Consider the following 17,526-nt stretch of genomic DNA (forward strand, 5'->3'; position numbering starts at 1 on the left):
CCACGAGCGGGATGCCGGCGCGGTTGTAGTCGACCAGCGAGTACTCCGCGCCGTGGATCCGGCCGGTGAGGCCGCCCACGTGGGTGTTCTTGCCGGCGTCCTCCTCCATGTGCGCGCGCTCGATCTCCACGCGCACCACGGTGCCGTCGGCGAGCTCGACGTCGAGGTAGCCCTCGAAGGCGATCGGCTCGTCGTACTGCGACGTCTGGAAGTTCTTCGGCACGTCCGGGTAGAAGTAGTTCTTCCGCGCGAACCGGCAGACCTCGGCGATCTCGCAGTTGAGCGCCAGGCCGATCTTGATCGCGGACTCGACGGCCGTCCGGTTGAGCGACGGCAGGGCGCCGGGCAGACCGAGCGATACGGGCGTGACCTGGGTGTTCGGCTCCGCGCCGAACTCGGTGGGAGCGCCGTCGAACATCTTCGAGGCCGTGCCGAGCTCGACGTGCACCTCGATCCCGATGACCGGGTCGTAGCGTGCCACGGCGTCGTCGAAGTCGACCAGCGCGGTGGTGGGGTGCGCGGTGCTCATCGGGTGATCCCCTCGGTGGGCAGCTGGGTGGGCGGCCGGGTGGGCAGCGCGGGCGCCCTGTCCAGCAGCGGGCCGCCCCAGCGGGCCTCGAGCAGCGACTCGAGCGCCGCGCCCACCCGGTAGAGCCGGTCGTCCGCGCGGGCGGGCGCCAGGATCTGGAAGCCGACCGGCAGGCCGTCGTCGGACAGCCCAGCCGGCACGGACATGCCCGGGACGCCCGCGAGGTTGGCCGGGATGGTCGCGACGTCGTTGAGGTACATCGCGAGCGGGTCGTCGAGCTTCTCGCCGAGCTTGAACGCCGTGGTCGGCGCCGTCGGCGAGACGAGCACGTCCGCCTGCGCGAACGCCGCGGCGAAGTCCCGCTGGATGAGCGTGCGGACCTTCTGCGCGCTGCCGTAGTAGGCGTCGTAGTACCCGGCGGACAGCGCGTAGGTGCCCAGGATGATGCGGCGCTTGACCTCGTCGCCGAAGCCGGCTCCCCGCGTGGCGGCCATGACGCGCTCGGCCGTGACGGGACCCTCTGCGGGTTCGACCCGCAGGCCGAACCGCATGCCGTCGAACTTGGCCAGGTTGCTCGAGGCCTCGCTCGGCAGGATGAGGTAGTAGGCCGCGAGCGCGTAGTCGAAGTGCGGGCACGAGACCTCGACGATCTCGGCGCCCGCGCCGCGGAGCACGTCGAGCGCCTCCTCGAAGCGCGCGCGCACCCCCGCCTGGTAGCCCTCGCCGTTGAGCTCGGTGACCACGCCGACGCGCACGCCGGTGAGGTCGCCGGTCAGGCCGTCCAGCGCCGCGGCGACGAGGCCCGGCAGCGGCTCGTCGAGCGACGTGGCGTCGCGCGGGTCGTGCCCGCCGATGACCTCGTGCAGCAGCGCGGAGTCGAGCACCGTGCGCGTCACGGGGCCGGCCTGGTCGAGGCTCGAGGCCAGGGCGATGAGGCCGTAGCGCGACACCCCCCCGTAGGTGGGCTTGACGCCGACGGTGCCCGTGACGGCAGCCGGCTGGCGGATCGATCCACCGGTGTCCGTGCCGATCGCCAGCGGGGCCTCGTAGGCGGCGACCGCCGCGGCGCTGCCGCCACCCGAGCCGCCGGGGATCCGGTCGAGGTCCCAAGGGTTGTGGGTGTTGCCGTAGGCGGAGTGCTCGGTCGAGGAGCCCATCGCGAACTCGTCCATGTTGGTCTTGCCGAGGATCGGCAGGCCGGCGGCCTTGAGCCGCTCGACGAGCGTCGCGTCGTACGGCGGCACCCAGCCCTCGAGGATGCGTGAGCCGGCCGTGGTCGGCAGGCCGCGGGTCACGACGACGTCCTTGACCGCGATCGGCACGCCCGCGAGCGGGTGCAGCTCCGCTCCGGCAGCGCGCCGCGCGTCGACGTCGCGGGCCGTGGCCATCGCCTCGTCGGCCGCGACGTGCAGGAAGGCGTGGACGGCGCCCTCGACGGCGGCGATCCGGTCCAGGTGGGCGGCCGTGACCTCGGCGCTGCTCACCTCGGAGCGCTGCAGCGCCCCGGCGAGGTCGGCCGCGGACATCCGGACGAGGTCGTCCGGCGTGCCGGCGCTGCCGGCGGTGTGACGTCCGGGCATCAGTCCTCCTCGAGGATCTGCGGGACGGCGAAGCGCCCGCCTTCGGACGCCGGTGCCGCGGCGAGGATCTCCGCGGCGTCCAGCGGCCGCTCGACGACGTCCTCGCGGTAGACGTTCGTCAGCGGCAGCGGGTGGCTGGTGGCGGGGACGTCGGCCGTGGCGACCTCCCCGACCCGGGCGACCGAGTCGACGATCACGGCGAGCTCCCCGGCCAGCCGGGTGAGCTCGTCTGCGGTCAGGTCGATCCGGGCGAGCGCGGCGACGCGGGCGACCTCGTCGCGGGAGAGGGTGGACATGACCCCTGAGTCTAGGTGCACGGATCGCGGACATCTCCCGGGCCGCACCGGTCAGAGCACGGCACCGTCCAGCGCGCGGTCGATGAGCGCGAGCAGCGCGAGGGCGTAGGCGTCGGCCGCCGTCGAGGCGCGGTGGACGGCCTCGTCACCCGACGGCGTGCTCGTCGTGACGGACCACGTGGCACCGGTCGCGCCGTCCCCGGCGGCGTGGGCGCCGTGGGTGGCGGCGTGAGCGCCGTGGGTGGCGGGCATCCGGCTCAACGAGACGAACGTGCCGCCGAGCTTGTCCCGCAGCTGGTCCTCGCGGGGCATCCACAGGGCGTCCTCCTGCGCCACGGAGTCCATCGCCCACTCCGTGGTGCCGTTGAACCCGAGGATGGTCCCCGTGGGGTACTCCCTGGCCTCGATGGTCATCTCGCTGAGCGTGAACAGCTCGCCGGCGAGCTCCGGCTGGGGGATGACGAACCGGTCGCCTGCGGCGGGCTGCCACCGCAGGCCGGCGTCGCGCAGGGCTGCGGCGAGGTGCTCGGAGATCATCGGACCAGTCTGGTCCATCGGTCGCCGTCCGGCAGGTCGAGGACCTCGGCACGCCCCCGCGTCAGGGCGGCGGCGCCGTGGAGTAGACGAGCATCGAGTACCCCTCGACGGACCAGTCCCGGCTCGGCACCCGGTGCAGGCCGATCCGCGCGTACATGCGCTGCGCGGCCGCCATGGCCGGAAGGGTCGACAGGATGACGGCGCTGGCGCCGTCCGCCAGGCCGGACTCGATGGCGGCGCGCAGCAGCAGCTCACCCACCCCACGGCCCCGGGCGGCCGGGTCGACCGCGAGCATGCGCAGCTCCCACTCGTCTGGCGCGGCGATCTCGGCGAAGGGCGACCCGGGCGCGGCGAGCGTGATGCTGCCGAGCACGTGGTCGCCCTCGACCGCCACGAGCACGGTGGCCTCGTCCGCCCGGCGCGCGGCGTCCCGCAGCTCGTGCAGGTAGTCGTCGTCGTGCGCGAGCAGGTCGTCTGCCAGGTACGCGTGCGCGGTCAGCGCGCCGACCCGGCCGAGGTCGTCCGGCAGCGCGGGGCGGACCACGACGCTCACGGGGCGTCCGGGAGGTCGTGCGCCGGCTCGGCCGACGCTGAGCCGGGCCGCTCACCGGCGAGCAGCCGCTCGAAGCCGGCCTCGTCGAGGATCGCCAGTCCCAGCTCGCGCGCCCTGGCCTCCTTGGAGCCCGCGTTCTCGCCGACCACGACGTAGTCGGTCTTCTTCGACACGCTGCCGGCCGCCTTGCCGCCGCGCGCGAGGATCGCCTCCTTGGCGCCGTCGCGCGAGAAGCCCACGAGCGAGCCCGTGACGACGACGGTGAGCCCCTCCAGGGTGCGCTCCACCGTGGCGTCCGGCACGTCGTGCATCGCCACGCCGGCGGCAGCCCAGCGATCGACGATCTCGCGGTGCCAGTCGACGTCGAACCAGTCGATGATCGAGCGGGCGATGGTCGGCCCCACGCCCTCGACCGAGGCGAGCTGCGCGGCCGCCTGCTCGGCATCCTCGAGCGCGGCGCGCAGGGCCGCCATGGAGCCGAAGGCCTGCGCGATCGCCCGGGCGGCCGTCGGCCCGACGTTGCGGATGGACAGGGAGACCAGCACGCGCCAGAAGGGCTTCGCCTTGGCGGCCTCCAGCTCGTCGAGCAGGGTGACGGCCGCGGCGGACGGCTCCCAGGTCGCCAGCGTGCGGCCCTCCGCCAGCGCGGCGGCCTCCTGGGCCTTCGTGGCCTTGACCACCCGCCGGAAGGGGGACCGGCGGCGGACCACGCCGTCGTCGTCCGCGCGGGGCGCGCCGGTCTCCGGGTCGCGCACGACCACCTCGACCTCGGCGAGCCGCGCCAGGCTCGCCGCACGGACCTCCGCACGGACCTCCGGCTGCGCGTCCACGGGGTAGCCCACCAGGTCGAAGAGGTACGCCTCGTTGGCCACGGGCGGTGTGTCCGGGACCTCGGGCTGGGTCAGCGCCGCCGCGGTGATCTCGCCGAGCGCCTCGATGTCGAGGCCGCCGCGCGAGCCGATGTGCTCGACGCGCCCGCGCACCTGGGCCGGGCAGGTCCGGGCGTTGGGGCACCGCAGGTCCACCTCCCCCTCGCGCATCGCCCGCAGGGGCGTGCCGCACTCGGGGCACCGACCGGGCATGTGCCAGTCCTCGCGCGGGTACCCGTCGTCCGCCAGGGCGGCGACAGGGCCGACGATCTCGGGGATGACGTCGCCCGCCTTGCGCAGCACCACCATGTCCCCGACGCGCACGCCCTTGGCCCGCACGACGTCCTGGTTGTGCAGGGTGGCCATCGACACCGTCGACCCGGCGACCTTGACGGGTTCCATGACGCCGTACGGCGTGACACGGCCCGTGCGGCCGACGTTGACGCGGATCTCGAGCAGCCGCGTGGTGACCTCCTCGGGCGGGTACTTGTACGCGATCGCCCAGCGCGGCGCGCGGCTCGTGGCGCCGAGCCGGCGCTGCACCGCGATCTCGTCGACCTTGACCACGATGCCGTCGATCTCGTGCTCGACGTCGTGCCGGTGCAGCGCGTAGTGATCGATCATGGCCCGGACCCCGGCGAGGTCGTCGACCACCCGGGCGCGCGCGCTGACCGGCAGCCCCCACGAGGCCAGGAGCTCGTAGGTCGTGGACTGGCGCTCGGTGCCCGGGTGCTCGTCGGCGGCGGCGCCGCCCCAGCGCAGGGCGCCGACACCGTGGCACAGCATCCGCAACGGGCGCCCCGCGGTGACCCGCGGGTCCTTCTGGCGCAGCGAGCCGGCCGCGGAGTTGCGGGGGTTGGCGAACGGCGCCTTGCCTGCGGCGACCTGCGCAGCGTTGAGGGCAGCGAAGCCCTCGACCGGCAGGAAGACCTCACCGCGCACCTCGAGCAGCTCGGGGTGGCCGCTGCCCGCGAGCGTGTGCGGCACGCCGGCGATGGTCCGGACGTTGAGCGTGACGTCCTCGCCCGTGTGGCCGTCTCCCCGCGTGGCGGCCCGCGTCAGCCGGCCGTTCTCGTAGAGCAGCGCGACGGCCAGCCCGTCGATCTTCAGCTCGCACAGGTAGTGCAGCACCGCCGCCGAGCCCTCGAGGTCGCGCTGCACGCGCTCGGCCCAGGCGGCGAGGTCCTCGGCGGAGAAGGCGTTGTCGAGGCTGAGCATCCGCTCGACGTGGTCGACCGCGACGAAGTCCGTCGAGAACGTGCCGCCGACCGTCTGGGTGGGCGAGTCCGGGGTGCGCAGCGCGAAGGCGACGTAGTGGTCCTCGAACGCGCCCAGCCGACGCAGCAGCGCGTCGTACTCGCCGTCGGAGACCGTCGGCGCGTCGCGAACGTAGTAGGCGAACTGGTGGTCGCGGACCTGCTCGGCGAGCGCGTCCCAGCGGTGCCGCGCCGCGGCCTCGTCCAGGCCGAGGTCGGCTGCGTCCAGGTCGCTCGGTGCGCTCACCGGGACATCATCGCGGCTGGCACCGACAGCCCGCACGTCGGCCCCGCACGTACGCTGACCCGTCATGAGCACCCCGACGCCGCACGAGCCCCAGGGTCCCGTCCCGACGCCGGACGGCGTGCACGACCCGTTCGCCTGGCTCGAGGAGGTCGACTCCGAGCGCGCGCTCGCGTGGGTCGCGGCGCGCAACGCCGAGACGGTCGCGACCCTGGCGGCGACGCCCGCGTTCGAGCGCACCCGGGCCGCCGTCCTCGAGGTGCTCGACTCCCCGGCCAAGCTGCCGGAGGTCAGCCTGCTCGGCGACCGGCTCTACAACTTCTGGCGCGACGCCGAGCACCCGCGCGGGCTGTGGCGGCGCACCACGCCGGAGGACTTCCGCACCGCGGAGCCCGAGTGGGAGACCGTGCTCGACATCGACGCGCTCAACGCTGCCGAGGGCGAGGACTGGGTGTGGCACGGGGCGTCCGTGCTGCGGCCGGACGTCCGGCGCGCGCTCGTCGCGCTGTCGCACGGCGGCTCGGACGCCGACGTCACGCGCGAGCTCGACCTCGTGACCCTGCGCTTCGTCGAGGAGTCGGACGGCGGGTTCGTCCGGCCAGCGGCCAAGGGTTCGCTCGGCTGGATCGACCTCGACACGGTGTGGCTCGTCACGGACCTGGGGCCGGGCACGACGACGACGTCCGGCTACCCGCGCACGGTGCGCCGCTGGCACCGCGGTACGCCGCTGACGGCGGCCGAGGTCGTCGCGGAGTGCCTCGAGTCGGACCTGGCCATCGGGGCCTACCACGACCACACGCCGGGCTTCGAGCGCGACCTCGTGGAGCGTGCGATCGGCTTCTACACCCAGGAGCTGTCCGTGCTGCGGCCCGACGGCTCCGCCGAGCGCGTGGACGTGCCGCTGTCCGCCGACGCCGGCCTGCACCGCGACTGGCTGCTCGTCCAGCTGCGGGAGGACTGGACACCCGTCGAGGGCGGGCCCACCCACCGTGCCGGGGCCCTGCTCGCCGCGCCGTGGGAGGCCTACCGGGCGGGCTCGCGCGACCTCACGGTGCTGTTCGAGCCCACGCCGTCGTCCTCGCTGGCGTCCTCGACCTGGACGCGCCACCACCTGGTCCTCACGGTGATGCAGGACGTCACGCACCGCGTCGAGGTCCTCACCCCGCCCGAGCCGGCCGCCGGCGGGCCGTGGGCGCGCGGCGAGCTCGCGGGCGTCCCCCCGCTGACCACGGTCGCGCTGCGCGCCGTGGACCGGCTGGTCGGCGACGACGTGTGGCTCGTCACCGCGGACTTCACCACGCCGCCGACGCTCGCGGTGACGACGGTCGGCTCCGGCACGCCCCCGACCGGGCTCAAGGCCGTGCCGCCGTTCTTCGACGCCGACGACGTCCAGGTCAGCCAGCACTTCGCGGTCTCGGCGGACGGGACCCGCGTGCCGTACTTCCAGGTCGGCCGGACAGACGGCGACCCCGCCGCGGGACCGGCACCCACCCTGCTCTACGGCTACGGCGGGTTCGAGATCTCGCTGCTGCCCAGCTACTCGGGTGCGCTGGGGCGCTCGTGGCTCGCCGACGGCGGCGTGTACGTGCTCGCCAACATCCGCGGCGGGGGCGAGTACGGGCCCGGCTGGCACCAGGCCGCGCTGCGCGAGCACCGGCACCGCGCGTACGAGGACTTCGCCGCCGTGGCGCGCGACCTCGTCGCCCGCGGCGTGACGACGCCGGAGCACCTCGGGGTGCAGGGCGGCTCCAACGGCGGGCTGCTGACAGGCAACATGCTCACGCAGTACCCAGAGCTCCTCGGCGCCGTGGTGGTGCAGGTGCCGCTGCTCGACATGAAGCGCTACCCGCACCTGCTGGCCGGGGCGTCGTGGATGGACGAGTACGGGGACCCGGACGACCCGGAGCAGTGGGAGCTCATCCGGACGTTCTCGCCGTACCACCTCCTCGACGCGGACCGCCCCTACCCGCCCGTGCTGCTCACCACCTCGACGCGCGACGACCGGGTGCACCCCGGCCACGCTCGCAAGACGGCGGCGTGGCTGCTCGCTGCGGGCAAGGACGTCACCTACTACGAGAACGTCGAGGGCGGCCACGGCGGGGCGGCGGACAACGCCCAGGCGGCGTTCATGGCGGCCCTCGCGTACCGGTTCTGCTGGGAGCGGCTGGGGTAGTCAGCTGGTCGCCGTGCCGTGCGCGTCGTCCGGCGCGTCGTCCTCCGGCGCGTCGTCGTCGTTGCGCACGTCCCCGGGGTTCGGCAGCGAGCAGAGGAAGCGGTACCCGAGCACGCCGACGGCCGTCGCGAGCCCACCGCCCACGAGGAACGGGACCGTGAGGTCGATCCGGCCGAGCAACCCGCCCAGCAACGAACCCAGGGGCATGACCCCCCACAGCAGCGTGCGCCACGTGCCGTGCACGCGGCCGAGGAGTCGCCTGGGGATGATGCTCTGCCGCAGCGACATCACCAGGACGTTCCACACCAGCACCGCCCCGCCGGACACGAGGTAGGCCAGGCCCAGCGCCCACAGCGTCGGGACGGCGCCCGCGAGGACCAGGGCGAGCGCGGCCACGACGCTCGCCGCCGCCATCGTCGGCCCGGCGCCCCAGCGTGCCGAGAGCCGCGGTGCGAGCACGCTGCCGAGGACGCTGCCGACGGCGCCCGTGAGGATGAGCACGCCGAAGAGGGCCTCGGGGAGCCCGAGCCGCTCGATCGCGTAGAGCGCGAAGACGGCGGTCCCGATCGAGAAGAACAGCCCCGTGGCGCTGCTGAGCAGCCACAGCCGCAGGAGCATGGGGTTGCCCCGCAAGAAGTGCAGGCCGGCCGTGAGCTGGCGCCGCCAGGGCAGCTCGTCGTCGGGGTGCGGCGCACCGTCGCGGCCCGACGCAGCGCGCGGCAGCACGAACGCCAGGGCCGCCGCAACGGCGTAGACCGCGCCGTTGACGCCCAGCGGGATGAGCGCCGAGACGGCGAAGAGCGCCGAGGTGAGCGGGGCGGCGGCGAAGGTCTGGACGATCTGCTCGCCGGCCTCGATCCGCGAGTTCGCCCGCGGGAGCGCTTCGCGCGGGACGATGCTCGGCAGCACGGCACGGATGGCGCCGTCGTAGAGCGTCTCCCCCGCCCCGTAGACGAAGACGATCGCGTAGAGCCACCAGATGGTCAGCGCGTCGGTCGCGGCGAGGGCGACCAGCGCCACCGCGAGGAGCGTCCGCAGCCCGTTGGCCAGCGCGAGGGCGCGACGCCGGTCGATCCGGTCGACGAGGATGCCGGACGGGATGGCCAGCAGCAGCCAGGGCAGGAGCGCGAGGGCCGCGATCCCGGAGACGAGAAGCGGGTCGGTCGTCAGCCGGATGGCCAGGAGCGGGGCCGCGGTGCGGGCGATCCCGTCGCCGAGGCTCGAGGCGAGGTTGGCCGTGAAGACCGTGCGGAACGCCGGGCCGAGGCCACGGTCGGCGGGGTCGGGTGCCGGAAGGGCCGGGTCGGGTGCCGGAAGGGCCGGGTCGGGTGCCGTCGGGGGTTCGTCGGTCGGAGGCACCCGCTCAGCCGGCCTCGGCGCGTTCGGCGAGCTCCGCCGCCACCTGGGCTGCGGCGTGCAGCTCGAGCCGCATCGCCTGGAGGTTGCCGAGCACCTGGTCCCCCGAGCCGCTGGTGTCCGTGTGGACCACGATGTCCGCGAGCCCCGCGGCCGGGAGCCCGAGGGCTCGCCACGGCCGGGAGATGAGGTTGGCTGCGCCCCGGATGTCGGGGCCACCCTTGCGCGGCGACTCGCGCGGCAGCCCCAGCCACAGGCGGGTGCCCTGCTCGACGACCGCGGCGACCTGCTCCCACTGCTGGCCGCGCACGGAGGCCGCCGCGACCCCCACCGCCTGCGCACCGGACCCCGCCAGCACCGCGAGGGAGCGCGAGGCGAACCGCGCGCCACCGTGCAGCACCACCTGGGTGGCGCCCGACGCCGTCAGGGAGCGCACCAGCTCACCGAGCAGCACGACGGCGCGCTCGCCCGGCACGGGTGCGATGCGGCTGTGCCCCGAGAACGTCGCGACCGCACCACCGAGCACGTCGGGCAGCGCCGGCTCGCGGAGCACGACGACGGGCTGCGCGCCCGGCAGCGCCGTGCGCACGGCGGCGAGGTGGTCGGCCAGGCCCTGCGCGAGGGAGGCCGCGAGCTCGCGCACGGCACCGTGGTCCGACAGCACGCGGTCACCGCGCGCGAGGTAGAGGGTCGCGGCGAGGCTCCACGGCCCGCGGGCCGTCACCGCGAGCGGGCCGGTGTAGCCGTAGCCCGCGACCGCGAGCGCGTCGACGTCCTCGCGGAGCAGCGCCTGGGTGCGCTCGAGGTCGATGCCGGGCCGGTCGGCGAGCTTCCACCCGTGCGGACCGTGCTCGACGGGCATCTCGGGCAGCAGGGCGGCCGTCCGCGCGGTCGACTCGGCCCACGGCCCACGCTTGGGCATCTGGACCAGCGGCGGGATGCCGGTGACCCCGCCGGGGGTGTCGGCGAGGGCGTCGAACGCGATCTGCTGGGCCTTGAGCACCTTGTGGCCCGGCCACGGGCCGAGCGCGCTGAGGCCGGTCATCGTGTCTCCGTCGGGTCGGCGTGCTGGGCTGGGCTGGCGGGCGTGGCCCGGGGAGGCGTGGCCCGGGAGCGGGCGGGGTCTGCGGTCACCGCAGCGCCCGGTCGACGGTGACCTGGCCGAGCACGCGGTCGCCGTCGTAGAGCACGGCCGACTGCCCGGCGGCCACGCCGCGCAGACCGACCGGGACGATCACCTCGACGTCGGTCCCGACCGCGCTGGCCCTGGCCGGCAGGGGCGTGCCGTGCGCGCGGACCTGCACGAGGCAGTCGACCGCATCGACCGGGGCCGACCCGAACCACACCGCGTCGCGCCCGACCAGCCCGCGCACGGTGAGGAGCTCCGGCGGGCCGACGACCACCGTGCCGGTCGCGGGGCGGACCTCGAGCACGTACCGCGCGCGGCCGTCCGGCGCCGGGCGGCCGAGCGCCAGGCCGCGGCGCTGCCCGACGGTGTAGGCGTAGGCGCCGTCGTGCCGCCCGACCACCCCGCCGTCGGTGTCGACCACGTCGCCCGGCTGCGCGCCGAGACGCTCGCGCAGGAAGCCCTGGGTGTCGCCGTCGGCCACGAAGCAGATGTCGTAGGAGTCCGGCTTGGCGCTGACGGCCAGGCCGCGCGCGGCGGCCTCGGCACGCACCTCCTGCTTGGCGGCGACCTCACCGAGGGGGAACATCGCGCGCGCCAGCCGGTCCGGTCCCATGACGGCCAGCACGTATGACTGGTCCTTCGCCGCGTCCGCCGCGCGGTGCAGCGAGCGCGAGCCGTCGTCGTGCACCGCGATCCGGGCGTAGTGGCCGGTGCAGACGGCGTCGAAACCGAGCGCCTGGGCGCGGTCGGCGAGCGCGGCGAACTTGATGTGCTCGTTGCAGCGCACGCACGGGTTCGGCGTGCGTCCGGCGGCGTACTCGGCGAGGAAGTCCGCGACGACGGTCTGCTCGAACTGCTCCGAGAGGTCCCAGACGTAGTAGGGGATGCCGAGCACGTCCGCGGCGCGGCGGGCGTCACCGGCGTCCTCGACGGAGCAGCAGCCGCGCGCGCCGGTCCGGAACTCGTCGCGCGTGCGGGACAGCGCCATGTGCACGCCGACGACGTCGTGCCCGGCGTCCACCGCGCGTGCCGCGGCGACGGCAGAGTCCACGCCCCCGGACAGGGCAGCCAGCACGCGCATGGGTTCAGGGTACGTGGCGGCCCGCCCCGCTCCCGCCGGGCTGCGGCGTCGCGCGGTCGGGGGGTGCGGGCTGCGTGCCCCGGCTCGCGCCGCTGCTCGCGCCCCTTGCGCGCGCCGTCGCGGGCAGTTCCGACGACCGGAGCGGTTGTGGTCGGGATCGGGGCGTCCCACGCCCGGTTCCCGACCAGAACCGGCGGGGTGGCTCGGGGGGCTCGGGGGGGGTGGCTCGGCGGGCGCTGGATGTCAGTGGCCGCCGATAGCATCGAACACGTGTTCGATGATGATGCCACGGTCGATGGCCTGGACGACGCCGGGCCCGGCGCCGTTCCCGCGGCGAGCGTGTCGGGCGCGGCGAGCGCGCAGATGACGGCCGGGTCGTGGTCCTGGGCGCAGCGCCACCCTCGCGCGGCCTCGCTCGAGGCCGCAGCCCCAGGGCCCGCGCTCGTGACCAGCCTCGCCGCCCTCGAGGCCGCCGACCTCGACGCCGAGACCCTGCTCGAGGGTGTCGCGGCCTGGGAGCGGATCGCGGCATGGGCCGTCGCGCGCCAGGCGGTCCTCGTCGCTGAGCTGCACCGGCGCTCCGCCGGGGCGACCGTCGGCGGGGTACCGGACGAGATCGCCGTGCGCCTCGCGGTCTCCGGTCGGTCCGGGCAGCTGCTCGTGGAGCGTGCCGTCGCGCTGGACGGTGCACCGGCGGTGGCAGACGCGCTGGGCGCGGGCGTGCTGGACGTGCGCAAGGCCGAGACGCTGCTGCGGGAGACCGACCACCTGTCCACCGCGACCGCGTCGGCCGTGCAGTCCGGCGTCCTCGACCGGGCCCCCGGCCTCACGGTCCCCCAGCTGCGCGCGGCGATCCGGCGCGCCGAGCTGACCCTGGACCCCCGCGCTGCCGCGGCGCGCTGCGCCAAGGCCCGGCGTGAGCGCTGCGTCCGCCTGTCCCCGGCTCCCGACGCGATGGCGTGGGTCCACGCGTTCCTGCCCGCTGCCGACGCGCTGACCGTCATGACGGCGGTCGACGCTGTCGCGGCCGGAGGCTCGCCCCACGACGAGCGGGGCGTCGACGCCCGCAGGGCGGACGCGCTCGGCGAGATCTGCCGCCGGGTTCTGGACGCCGGGACCGGCCCGGACGGGACGCCGCTGCCGGTGCGGCACGGCCGCCGTCCGCACCTGGCGGTGACGGTCAACGCCTCGACCCTGGCCGGCCTCGACCGGACGCCAGGAGTGCTGGTCGGCTACGGCCCCATCCCGGCAGACGTCGCCCGGGAGGTCGCGCGGGATGCCGACTGGCGCGCCGTCGCCGCCGACCCTGCCACCGGCGAGATCGCCGCACGCTCGGCCCGGACGTACCGGTCCTCCCCGACCTACCGCCCCCGGCGCGACGTCGTCGAGGCCGTCGTCGACCGCGACGCCACCTGCACGTTCCCCGGCTGCCGGGTCCCGTCCACCCGCTGCGACCTGGACCACCTCGCGCCGTTCGACCCGGGGCGCCCCGCGGACGAGCAGACCACCACCGACAACCTGCACGCCCTGTGCCGCCACCACCACCTGCTCAAGACCCACGGCGGCTGGCGGCCGCACCGGGACCTCGCCACCGGCGTCACGACCTGGACGTCCCCGACGGGTCGGGTGTACCGCCGCGCGCCGGTGCAGGTTGACCTCGGGCGGGATCCGCCGGACGTGGTGTGAGGGGCAGGGTTGGCTTTGCGCGGCCCGGGCGTGGCGCGCGTCAGGGGCGCGGGCACGAGGGGTGCGACCAGATCCGGCTTGCCGACGGGCGTCGCCCCGCTCGCCCGAGGTCGAGGTCGATGTCGATGTCGACGTCGATGTCGATGTCGACGACGACCTACCGCGCGGACGCCATCCCCGCTGCCCGCGCGCGCTCGACGACCTCCGGCAGCACGGCCAGCAGTGCGTCGACGTCGGCGCGGGTCGAGGTGCGGCCGAGCGAGAGCCGGAGCGCGCCGCGGGCCACGATCGGGTCCACCCCGCACGCCAGGAGCACGTGGGAGGGCCGCGGCACGCCGGCCTGGCAGGCCGAACCCGTCGAGCAGGCGATCCCGCGGCTGTCGAGGAGGTACATCAACGAGTCGCCCTCGCAGCCGGGCAGGGTGACGTGGACGTTGCCGGGCAGGCGCGGCACGCCGTCGACGGTCGCCCCGACCTCCGGCCCCCGCAGCACGACGTCGGGCACCGCGCGCCGCAACCCGGCGACGAGCTCGTCCCGCAGGCTGGTCAGGCGCAGGGACTCCGCCGGCAGCGAGCGCACCGCGAGGTCGAGCGCGACGGCGAACGCGCGCGCCCCGGCCGCGTCGACGGTCCCCGAGCGCACCCCGCGCTCCTGCCCGCCGCCGTGCAGCACGGGCGTGAGCGCCAGCCCGCGCCGCACCACGAGCGCCCCCACACCCACCGGCCCGCCGAGCTTGTGCGCGGTCACGGTCATGGCGTCCAGGCCGCTCGCGGCGAAGTCCACCCCCAGGTGCCCGGCCGCCTGCACCGCGTCGCTGTGGACGGGCACCCCGAGGGCGCCCGCGAGCGCGACCACCTCGGCAACCGGCTGCACGGTGCCGATCTCGTTGTTCGCCCACAGGACGCTGACCAGCGCGATCTCGTCCCCGTGCGCGTCGAGCTCTGCCGCGAGCGCCGCCAGGTCCAGGCGTCCGACGGCGTCGACCGGCAGCCGCACGACATCGGCCCCCTGGCTCGCCAACCAGTCGGCGGGGTCGAGCACCGCGTGGTGCTCGACCGCCGAGACGAGCACCCGCCGTCGCCGCGGGTCGTCCGCGACGCGCGACCAGAAGATCCCCTTGACCGCGAGGTTGTCCGCCTCGGTCCCGCCGCCCGTCAGCACCACGTCGCTCGCCCGGGCACCCAGCCGCTCGGCGACGAGCTCGCGTGACTCCTCGACCACCCGGCGCGCCGCACGTCCCGGACCGTGCAGCGAGGAGGCGTTCCCGGCGCGCCCGAGCTCCTCGACCATCGCCTCGACCGCCGCGGGGTGCATCGGCGTGGTCGCCGCGTGGTCGAGGTAGGTCACGGCGCGCAGTCTACGAAACCGATGTCGCGACGACCTGGCACAATCCAGCAGTGACCTCCACCAGCCCGCGGGCCTTCAGTGGCTCGCGCCTGGCCTGGTCCGACCTGCCCCGCTCCGTGCGCCGCCGCATCGCCGAGCTCGCCGGGGCCGAGGTGGTCACCGAGCAGGTCGCCACCAACGGGTTCAGCCCGGGGTTCGCCGCCGTGCTCGAGCTCGGCGACGGCACCGAGGTGTTCGTCAAGGCCGTCTCGGCCGACCAGAACCCCGAGTCGCCGAACCTCGCGCGCGCCGAGATCCAGGTGGCCCAGGTGCTCCCCGCCGGGCTCGCGGCCCCCGCCCTGACCTGGTCGGACGACGACGGCTCCTGGGTGCTCCTCGGCTTCGAGGCCGTCCACGGCCGCAGCCCCGAGCATCCCTGGCACCCCGACGAGCTCGACCGCGTGCTGCACGCCCTGACCGACCTCGCCGAGATCGGCACCCCCGGGCCAGAGGAGCTCCGTCCCCTCGCGCAGGACATGGCGGAGCTCGCGACGGGCTGGCAGCACCTGGCGGCCCCGTCGGGTCACGACTCCCCCACCGCCCTGGTCCGCGCCGTCGACGCCGTCGGGTCCCACGGCCCGTGGCTGCACGACCACCTCGACGAGCTCCTCGCGTGGTCGGCCGACGCCGCCGCGGCCGGCGTCGGCGACACCCTCGTGCACGGCGACCTGCGCGCGGACAACGTCATGATCGGTGAGGAGCGCGTCTGGCTCATCGACTGGCCGCACGCCACCGCCGAGGGCGCACGCTGGTGGGACCTGCTCGCCATGCTGCCGTCCGTCGCCATGCAGGGGGGCGGCGACCCCGACGCGCTCTTCTGGAGCCACCCCAACGCGCGCGGCGCCGACCGGGACGCGGTCCGCGCCGTGCTCGCGGGCATCGCCGGGTACTTCGTGCACGGCGCGGTCCAGGCGCCACCGCCGGGCATCGCCAACCTGCGGCCGTTCCAGCTCGCCCAGGGCGTCGCGGCGCTCGAGTGGTTGCGTCGCTTCTGAGCGACGGCTCCCCCGGCAGCCCGGCTCAGCCCCGGAGCCGCCGGATCTCCGCCGTCGCCTGAGGCAGCACCGTGAACAGGTCCCCGACGATCCCCAGGTCGGCGATCTCGAAGATCGGCGCCTCGGGGTCGGAGTTGACGGCCACGATGGTCCCGGCCGACTGCATCCCGCCGCGGTGGTGCACCGCACCGGAAACGCCCGCACCGATGTAGAGCCGCGGCGAGACCGTCACGCCCGTCTGGCCGATCTGGGCGTCCTGGTCGATCCAGCCCTCGTCGGTCGCGACCCGGGTGGCCCCGACCGCCCCGCCGAGCGCGTCCGCGAGGTCCTCGACGGCGCTGAAGTCCCCGTCGGTGCCCCGCCCGCCCACGACGACGACCTGCGCGGCCCCGAGGTCCGGCCGGTCGGACGGCGCACGCTCGGTGCGCTCGACGAGCACCACGCGCGCGGCGCTGCCGGTGACGACGACGTCGTGCGCCACCACGGCGGGCGTGGTCGCGGCTGCGGCCGGCACGACCTCCGCCGCGTGCGGCTTGAACGCCAGCACGGCCATCGGCGTGCGCACGGTGCAGCGCGTGGTCCAGGTCCCGGCGAACACGCCCTTGGTCACCACGAGCCGCCCCTCGACCTGCTCGAGGCCGGTCGCGTCGACCACCACACCGGCCCCGGTGAGCACCCCGAGCCGCCCGGCGACCTCCTTGTTCTCGAACGAGGAGGTGAGCAGCACGGTGCCCGGTCCGACGGCCGCCGCGACGGCGGCGAGCGCCTGGGCCACGACGGGGGTCAGCCGCGGGTGGTGGTCCCCCACCGCGACGGTGTGCACCTGCTCGACCCCGGCCTCGCCGAGCGCGGCGAACGCCTCGGCCGACGGCGCGAGCGCGCCGCCCACCCACACCGCGTGCACCGGTCCGATGCCGCGGCCCAGGGACAGCAGCTCCAGGACGGCCGGGCGCAGGGCGCCAGCGTCGGTGTGGTCGAGCAGCACCAGCACGGGGGCGGTGGTCATCGTCAGTCCCTCCACGTCTTGGACATCAGCACGTCGTTCAGACCAGCTTGTTCTCGACGAGGAACGCCGCGAGCCGCAGCCCGGCGTCGCCGTCGTCGGCGATGAGCACCCGGTTCTCTCGCGCCGGGCGCGGCGTGGTGTCGACCACCTCGGTGCGCGCACCGGCCGTGCCCACGGTCGCCGGGTCGACGCCCAGGTCCGCGAGCGAGACCACCTCGACGGTCCGCTTGCGGGCCGCCATGATCCCGGCGAAGTTCGGGTACCGCGGCTCGTTGGCCGTGTCCGTCACCGACACGAGCGCCGGCATCGGCGCGGTGAGCACCTCCGACGCGTGGTCCAGCACGCGTCGCACGCGGACGACGTCGCCGTCGACCCCCACCTCGGTCGCGAGCGTCAGCTGCGGCAGGTCGAGCTCGGCGGCCAGCGCGGCGGGCAGCAACGACGTCACGCCGTCGAGCGACGCCATGCCCGTCATCACGAGGTCCACCGGGTCCCCGGTCGACGCGAGGTAGCGCACCGCCGCGGCAAGCACGCCGGCCGTGCCGAAGACGTCGGAGCCGGCCGCGGCGTCGTCGAGCACGTGCAGCGCCTGGGTCGCGCCCATCTGCAGCCCACGGCGCACCGCGTCCTCGGCGTCGTCCGGCCCGAGCGTCACGACGGCGACCTCGCCGCCGTGCTCCTCGACGAGCGCGAGAGCGGCCTCGACGGCGTTCTCGTCCAGCTCGTTGAGGGTGCCGTCGCCCTGGCCGCGGTCGACGAGACCGGAGTCGGTGAACCCCCGTTCGGACTGCAGGTCCGGCACGTGCTTGACGCAGACCACGACTCTCATCGTTCAGCTCTCCCGTCCTC

General features: G+C 75.3%; 14 protein-coding genes and 1 pseudogene. 3 read left to right on the forward strand and 12 right to left on the reverse strand.

Annotated elements, in window-relative coordinates; genetic code table 11:
• The 6 genes and pseudogenes from PKY62_RS04235 to ligA form a co-directional block, all read right to left on the reverse strand.
• Positions 1–529, reverse strand: a pseudogene (locus PKY62_RS04235) (Asp-tRNA(Asn)/Glu-tRNA(Gln) amidotransferase subunit GatB); the annotation flags it as partial.
• On the reverse strand, positions 526–2,109 hold the full coding sequence (gene gatA, locus PKY62_RS04240; protein ID WP_324535184.1) for an Asp-tRNA(Asn)/Glu-tRNA(Gln) amidotransferase subunit GatA: 1,584 nt from the start codon (positions 2,107–2,109) through the stop codon (positions 526–528). The pseudogene PKY62_RS04235 and the gene gatA, both read right to left, overlap by 4 nt.
• Complete coding sequence (gene gatC / locus PKY62_RS04245) at positions 2,109–2,405, reverse strand: Asp-tRNA(Asn)/Glu-tRNA(Gln) amidotransferase subunit GatC (RefSeq protein WP_324535186.1); 297 nt, start codon at positions 2,403–2,405, stop codon at positions 2,109–2,111. Before gatC ends, gatA begins: the two co-directional genes overlap by 1 nt.
• A 51-nt stretch (positions 2,406–2,456) precedes the next feature.
• The gene (locus PKY62_RS04250) at positions 2,457–2,942 is read right to left on the reverse strand and encodes a pilus assembly protein CpaE (RefSeq protein ID WP_324535188.1); all 486 of its coding nucleotides are present in this window, start codon (positions 2,940–2,942) and stop codon (positions 2,457–2,459) included.
• Positions 2,943–3,003: 61 nt separating this feature from the next.
• A complete protein-coding gene (locus PKY62_RS04255; RefSeq protein ID WP_324535190.1) occupies positions 3,004–3,495 on the reverse strand; it encodes a GNAT family N-acetyltransferase in 492 nt (163 codons plus the stop codon).
• Positions 3,492–5,933, reverse strand: coding sequence for an NAD-dependent DNA ligase LigA (gene ligA, locus PKY62_RS04260; protein WP_502875779.1), 2,442 nt, complete (start codon positions 5,931–5,933; stop codon positions 3,492–3,494). The genes PKY62_RS04255 and ligA overlap by 4 nt, the downstream gene beginning before the upstream one ends.
• On the opposite strand from ligA, the gene PKY62_RS04265 reads away from it, so the two are divergent.
• Complete coding sequence (locus PKY62_RS04265) at positions 5,932–8,037, forward strand: prolyl oligopeptidase family serine peptidase (RefSeq protein WP_324535194.1); 2,106 nt, start codon at positions 5,932–5,934, stop codon at positions 8,035–8,037. The genes ligA and PKY62_RS04265 overlap by 2 nt on opposite strands.
• Here the strand turns inward: PKY62_RS04265 and PKY62_RS04270 are convergent, their stop codons facing one another.
• The 3 genes from PKY62_RS04270 to mnmA form a co-directional block, all read right to left on the reverse strand.
• Positions 8,038–9,396: an MFS transporter gene (locus tag PKY62_RS04270; RefSeq protein WP_324535196.1), complete on the reverse strand. Its 1,359-nt coding sequence runs from the start codon at positions 9,394–9,396 to the stop codon at positions 8,038–8,040.
• Between the two features lie 4 nt (positions 9,397–9,400).
• The gene (locus PKY62_RS04275) at positions 9,401–10,438 is read right to left on the reverse strand and encodes a uroporphyrinogen decarboxylase/cobalamine-independent methonine synthase family protein (protein WP_324535198.1); all 1,038 of its coding nucleotides are present in this window, start codon (positions 10,436–10,438) and stop codon (positions 9,401–9,403) included.
• Between the two features lie 85 nt (positions 10,439–10,523).
• A complete protein-coding gene (gene mnmA, locus PKY62_RS04280) occupies positions 10,524–11,603 on the reverse strand; it encodes a tRNA 2-thiouridine(34) synthase MnmA (RefSeq protein WP_324535200.1) in 1,080 nt (359 codons plus the stop codon).
• 270 nt (positions 11,604–11,873) lie between these two features.
• Here mnmA and PKY62_RS04285 point away from each other — a divergent pair, with 270 nt between their 5' ends.
• The gene (locus PKY62_RS04285) at positions 11,874–13,289 is read left to right on the forward strand and encodes an HNH endonuclease signature motif containing protein (protein WP_324535202.1); all 1,416 of its coding nucleotides are present in this window, start codon (positions 11,874–11,876) and stop codon (positions 13,287–13,289) included.
• Between the two features lie 157 nt (positions 13,290–13,446).
• On the opposite strand, the gene PKY62_RS04290 is transcribed toward PKY62_RS04285, so the two are convergent.
• On the reverse strand, positions 13,447–14,637 hold the full coding sequence (locus tag PKY62_RS04290; RefSeq protein ID WP_502875780.1) for a cysteine desulfurase family protein: 1,191 nt from the start codon (positions 14,635–14,637) through the stop codon (positions 13,447–13,449).
• A gap of 50 nt (positions 14,638–14,687) precedes the next feature.
• Here PKY62_RS04290 and PKY62_RS04295 point away from each other — a divergent pair, with 50 nt between their 5' ends.
• Positions 14,688–15,671, forward strand: a complete 984-nt coding sequence (locus PKY62_RS04295; protein WP_324535204.1) for a phosphotransferase family protein — start codon at positions 14,688–14,690, stop codon at positions 15,669–15,671.
• Positions 15,672–15,696: 25 nt separating this feature from the next.
• On the opposite strand, the gene PKY62_RS04300 is transcribed toward PKY62_RS04295, so the two are convergent.
• Together PKY62_RS04300 and PKY62_RS04305 are read right to left on the reverse strand one after the other, a co-directional pair.
• On the reverse strand, positions 15,697–16,677 hold the full coding sequence (locus tag PKY62_RS04300) for an electron transfer flavoprotein subunit alpha/FixB family protein (RefSeq protein ID WP_324535205.1): 981 nt from the start codon (positions 16,675–16,677) through the stop codon (positions 15,697–15,699).
• A gap of 37 nt (positions 16,678–16,714) precedes the next feature.
• The gene (locus PKY62_RS04305; protein WP_324535207.1) at positions 16,715–17,506 is read right to left on the reverse strand and encodes an electron transfer flavoprotein subunit beta/FixA family protein; all 792 of its coding nucleotides are present in this window, start codon (positions 17,504–17,506) and stop codon (positions 16,715–16,717) included.
• Positions 17,507–17,526 lie beyond the last annotated feature (20 nt).

Source organism: Actinotalea sp., from assembly GCF_035443605.1.
Classification (GTDB): domain Bacteria; phylum Actinomycetota; class Actinomycetes; order Actinomycetales; family Cellulomonadaceae; genus Actinotalea.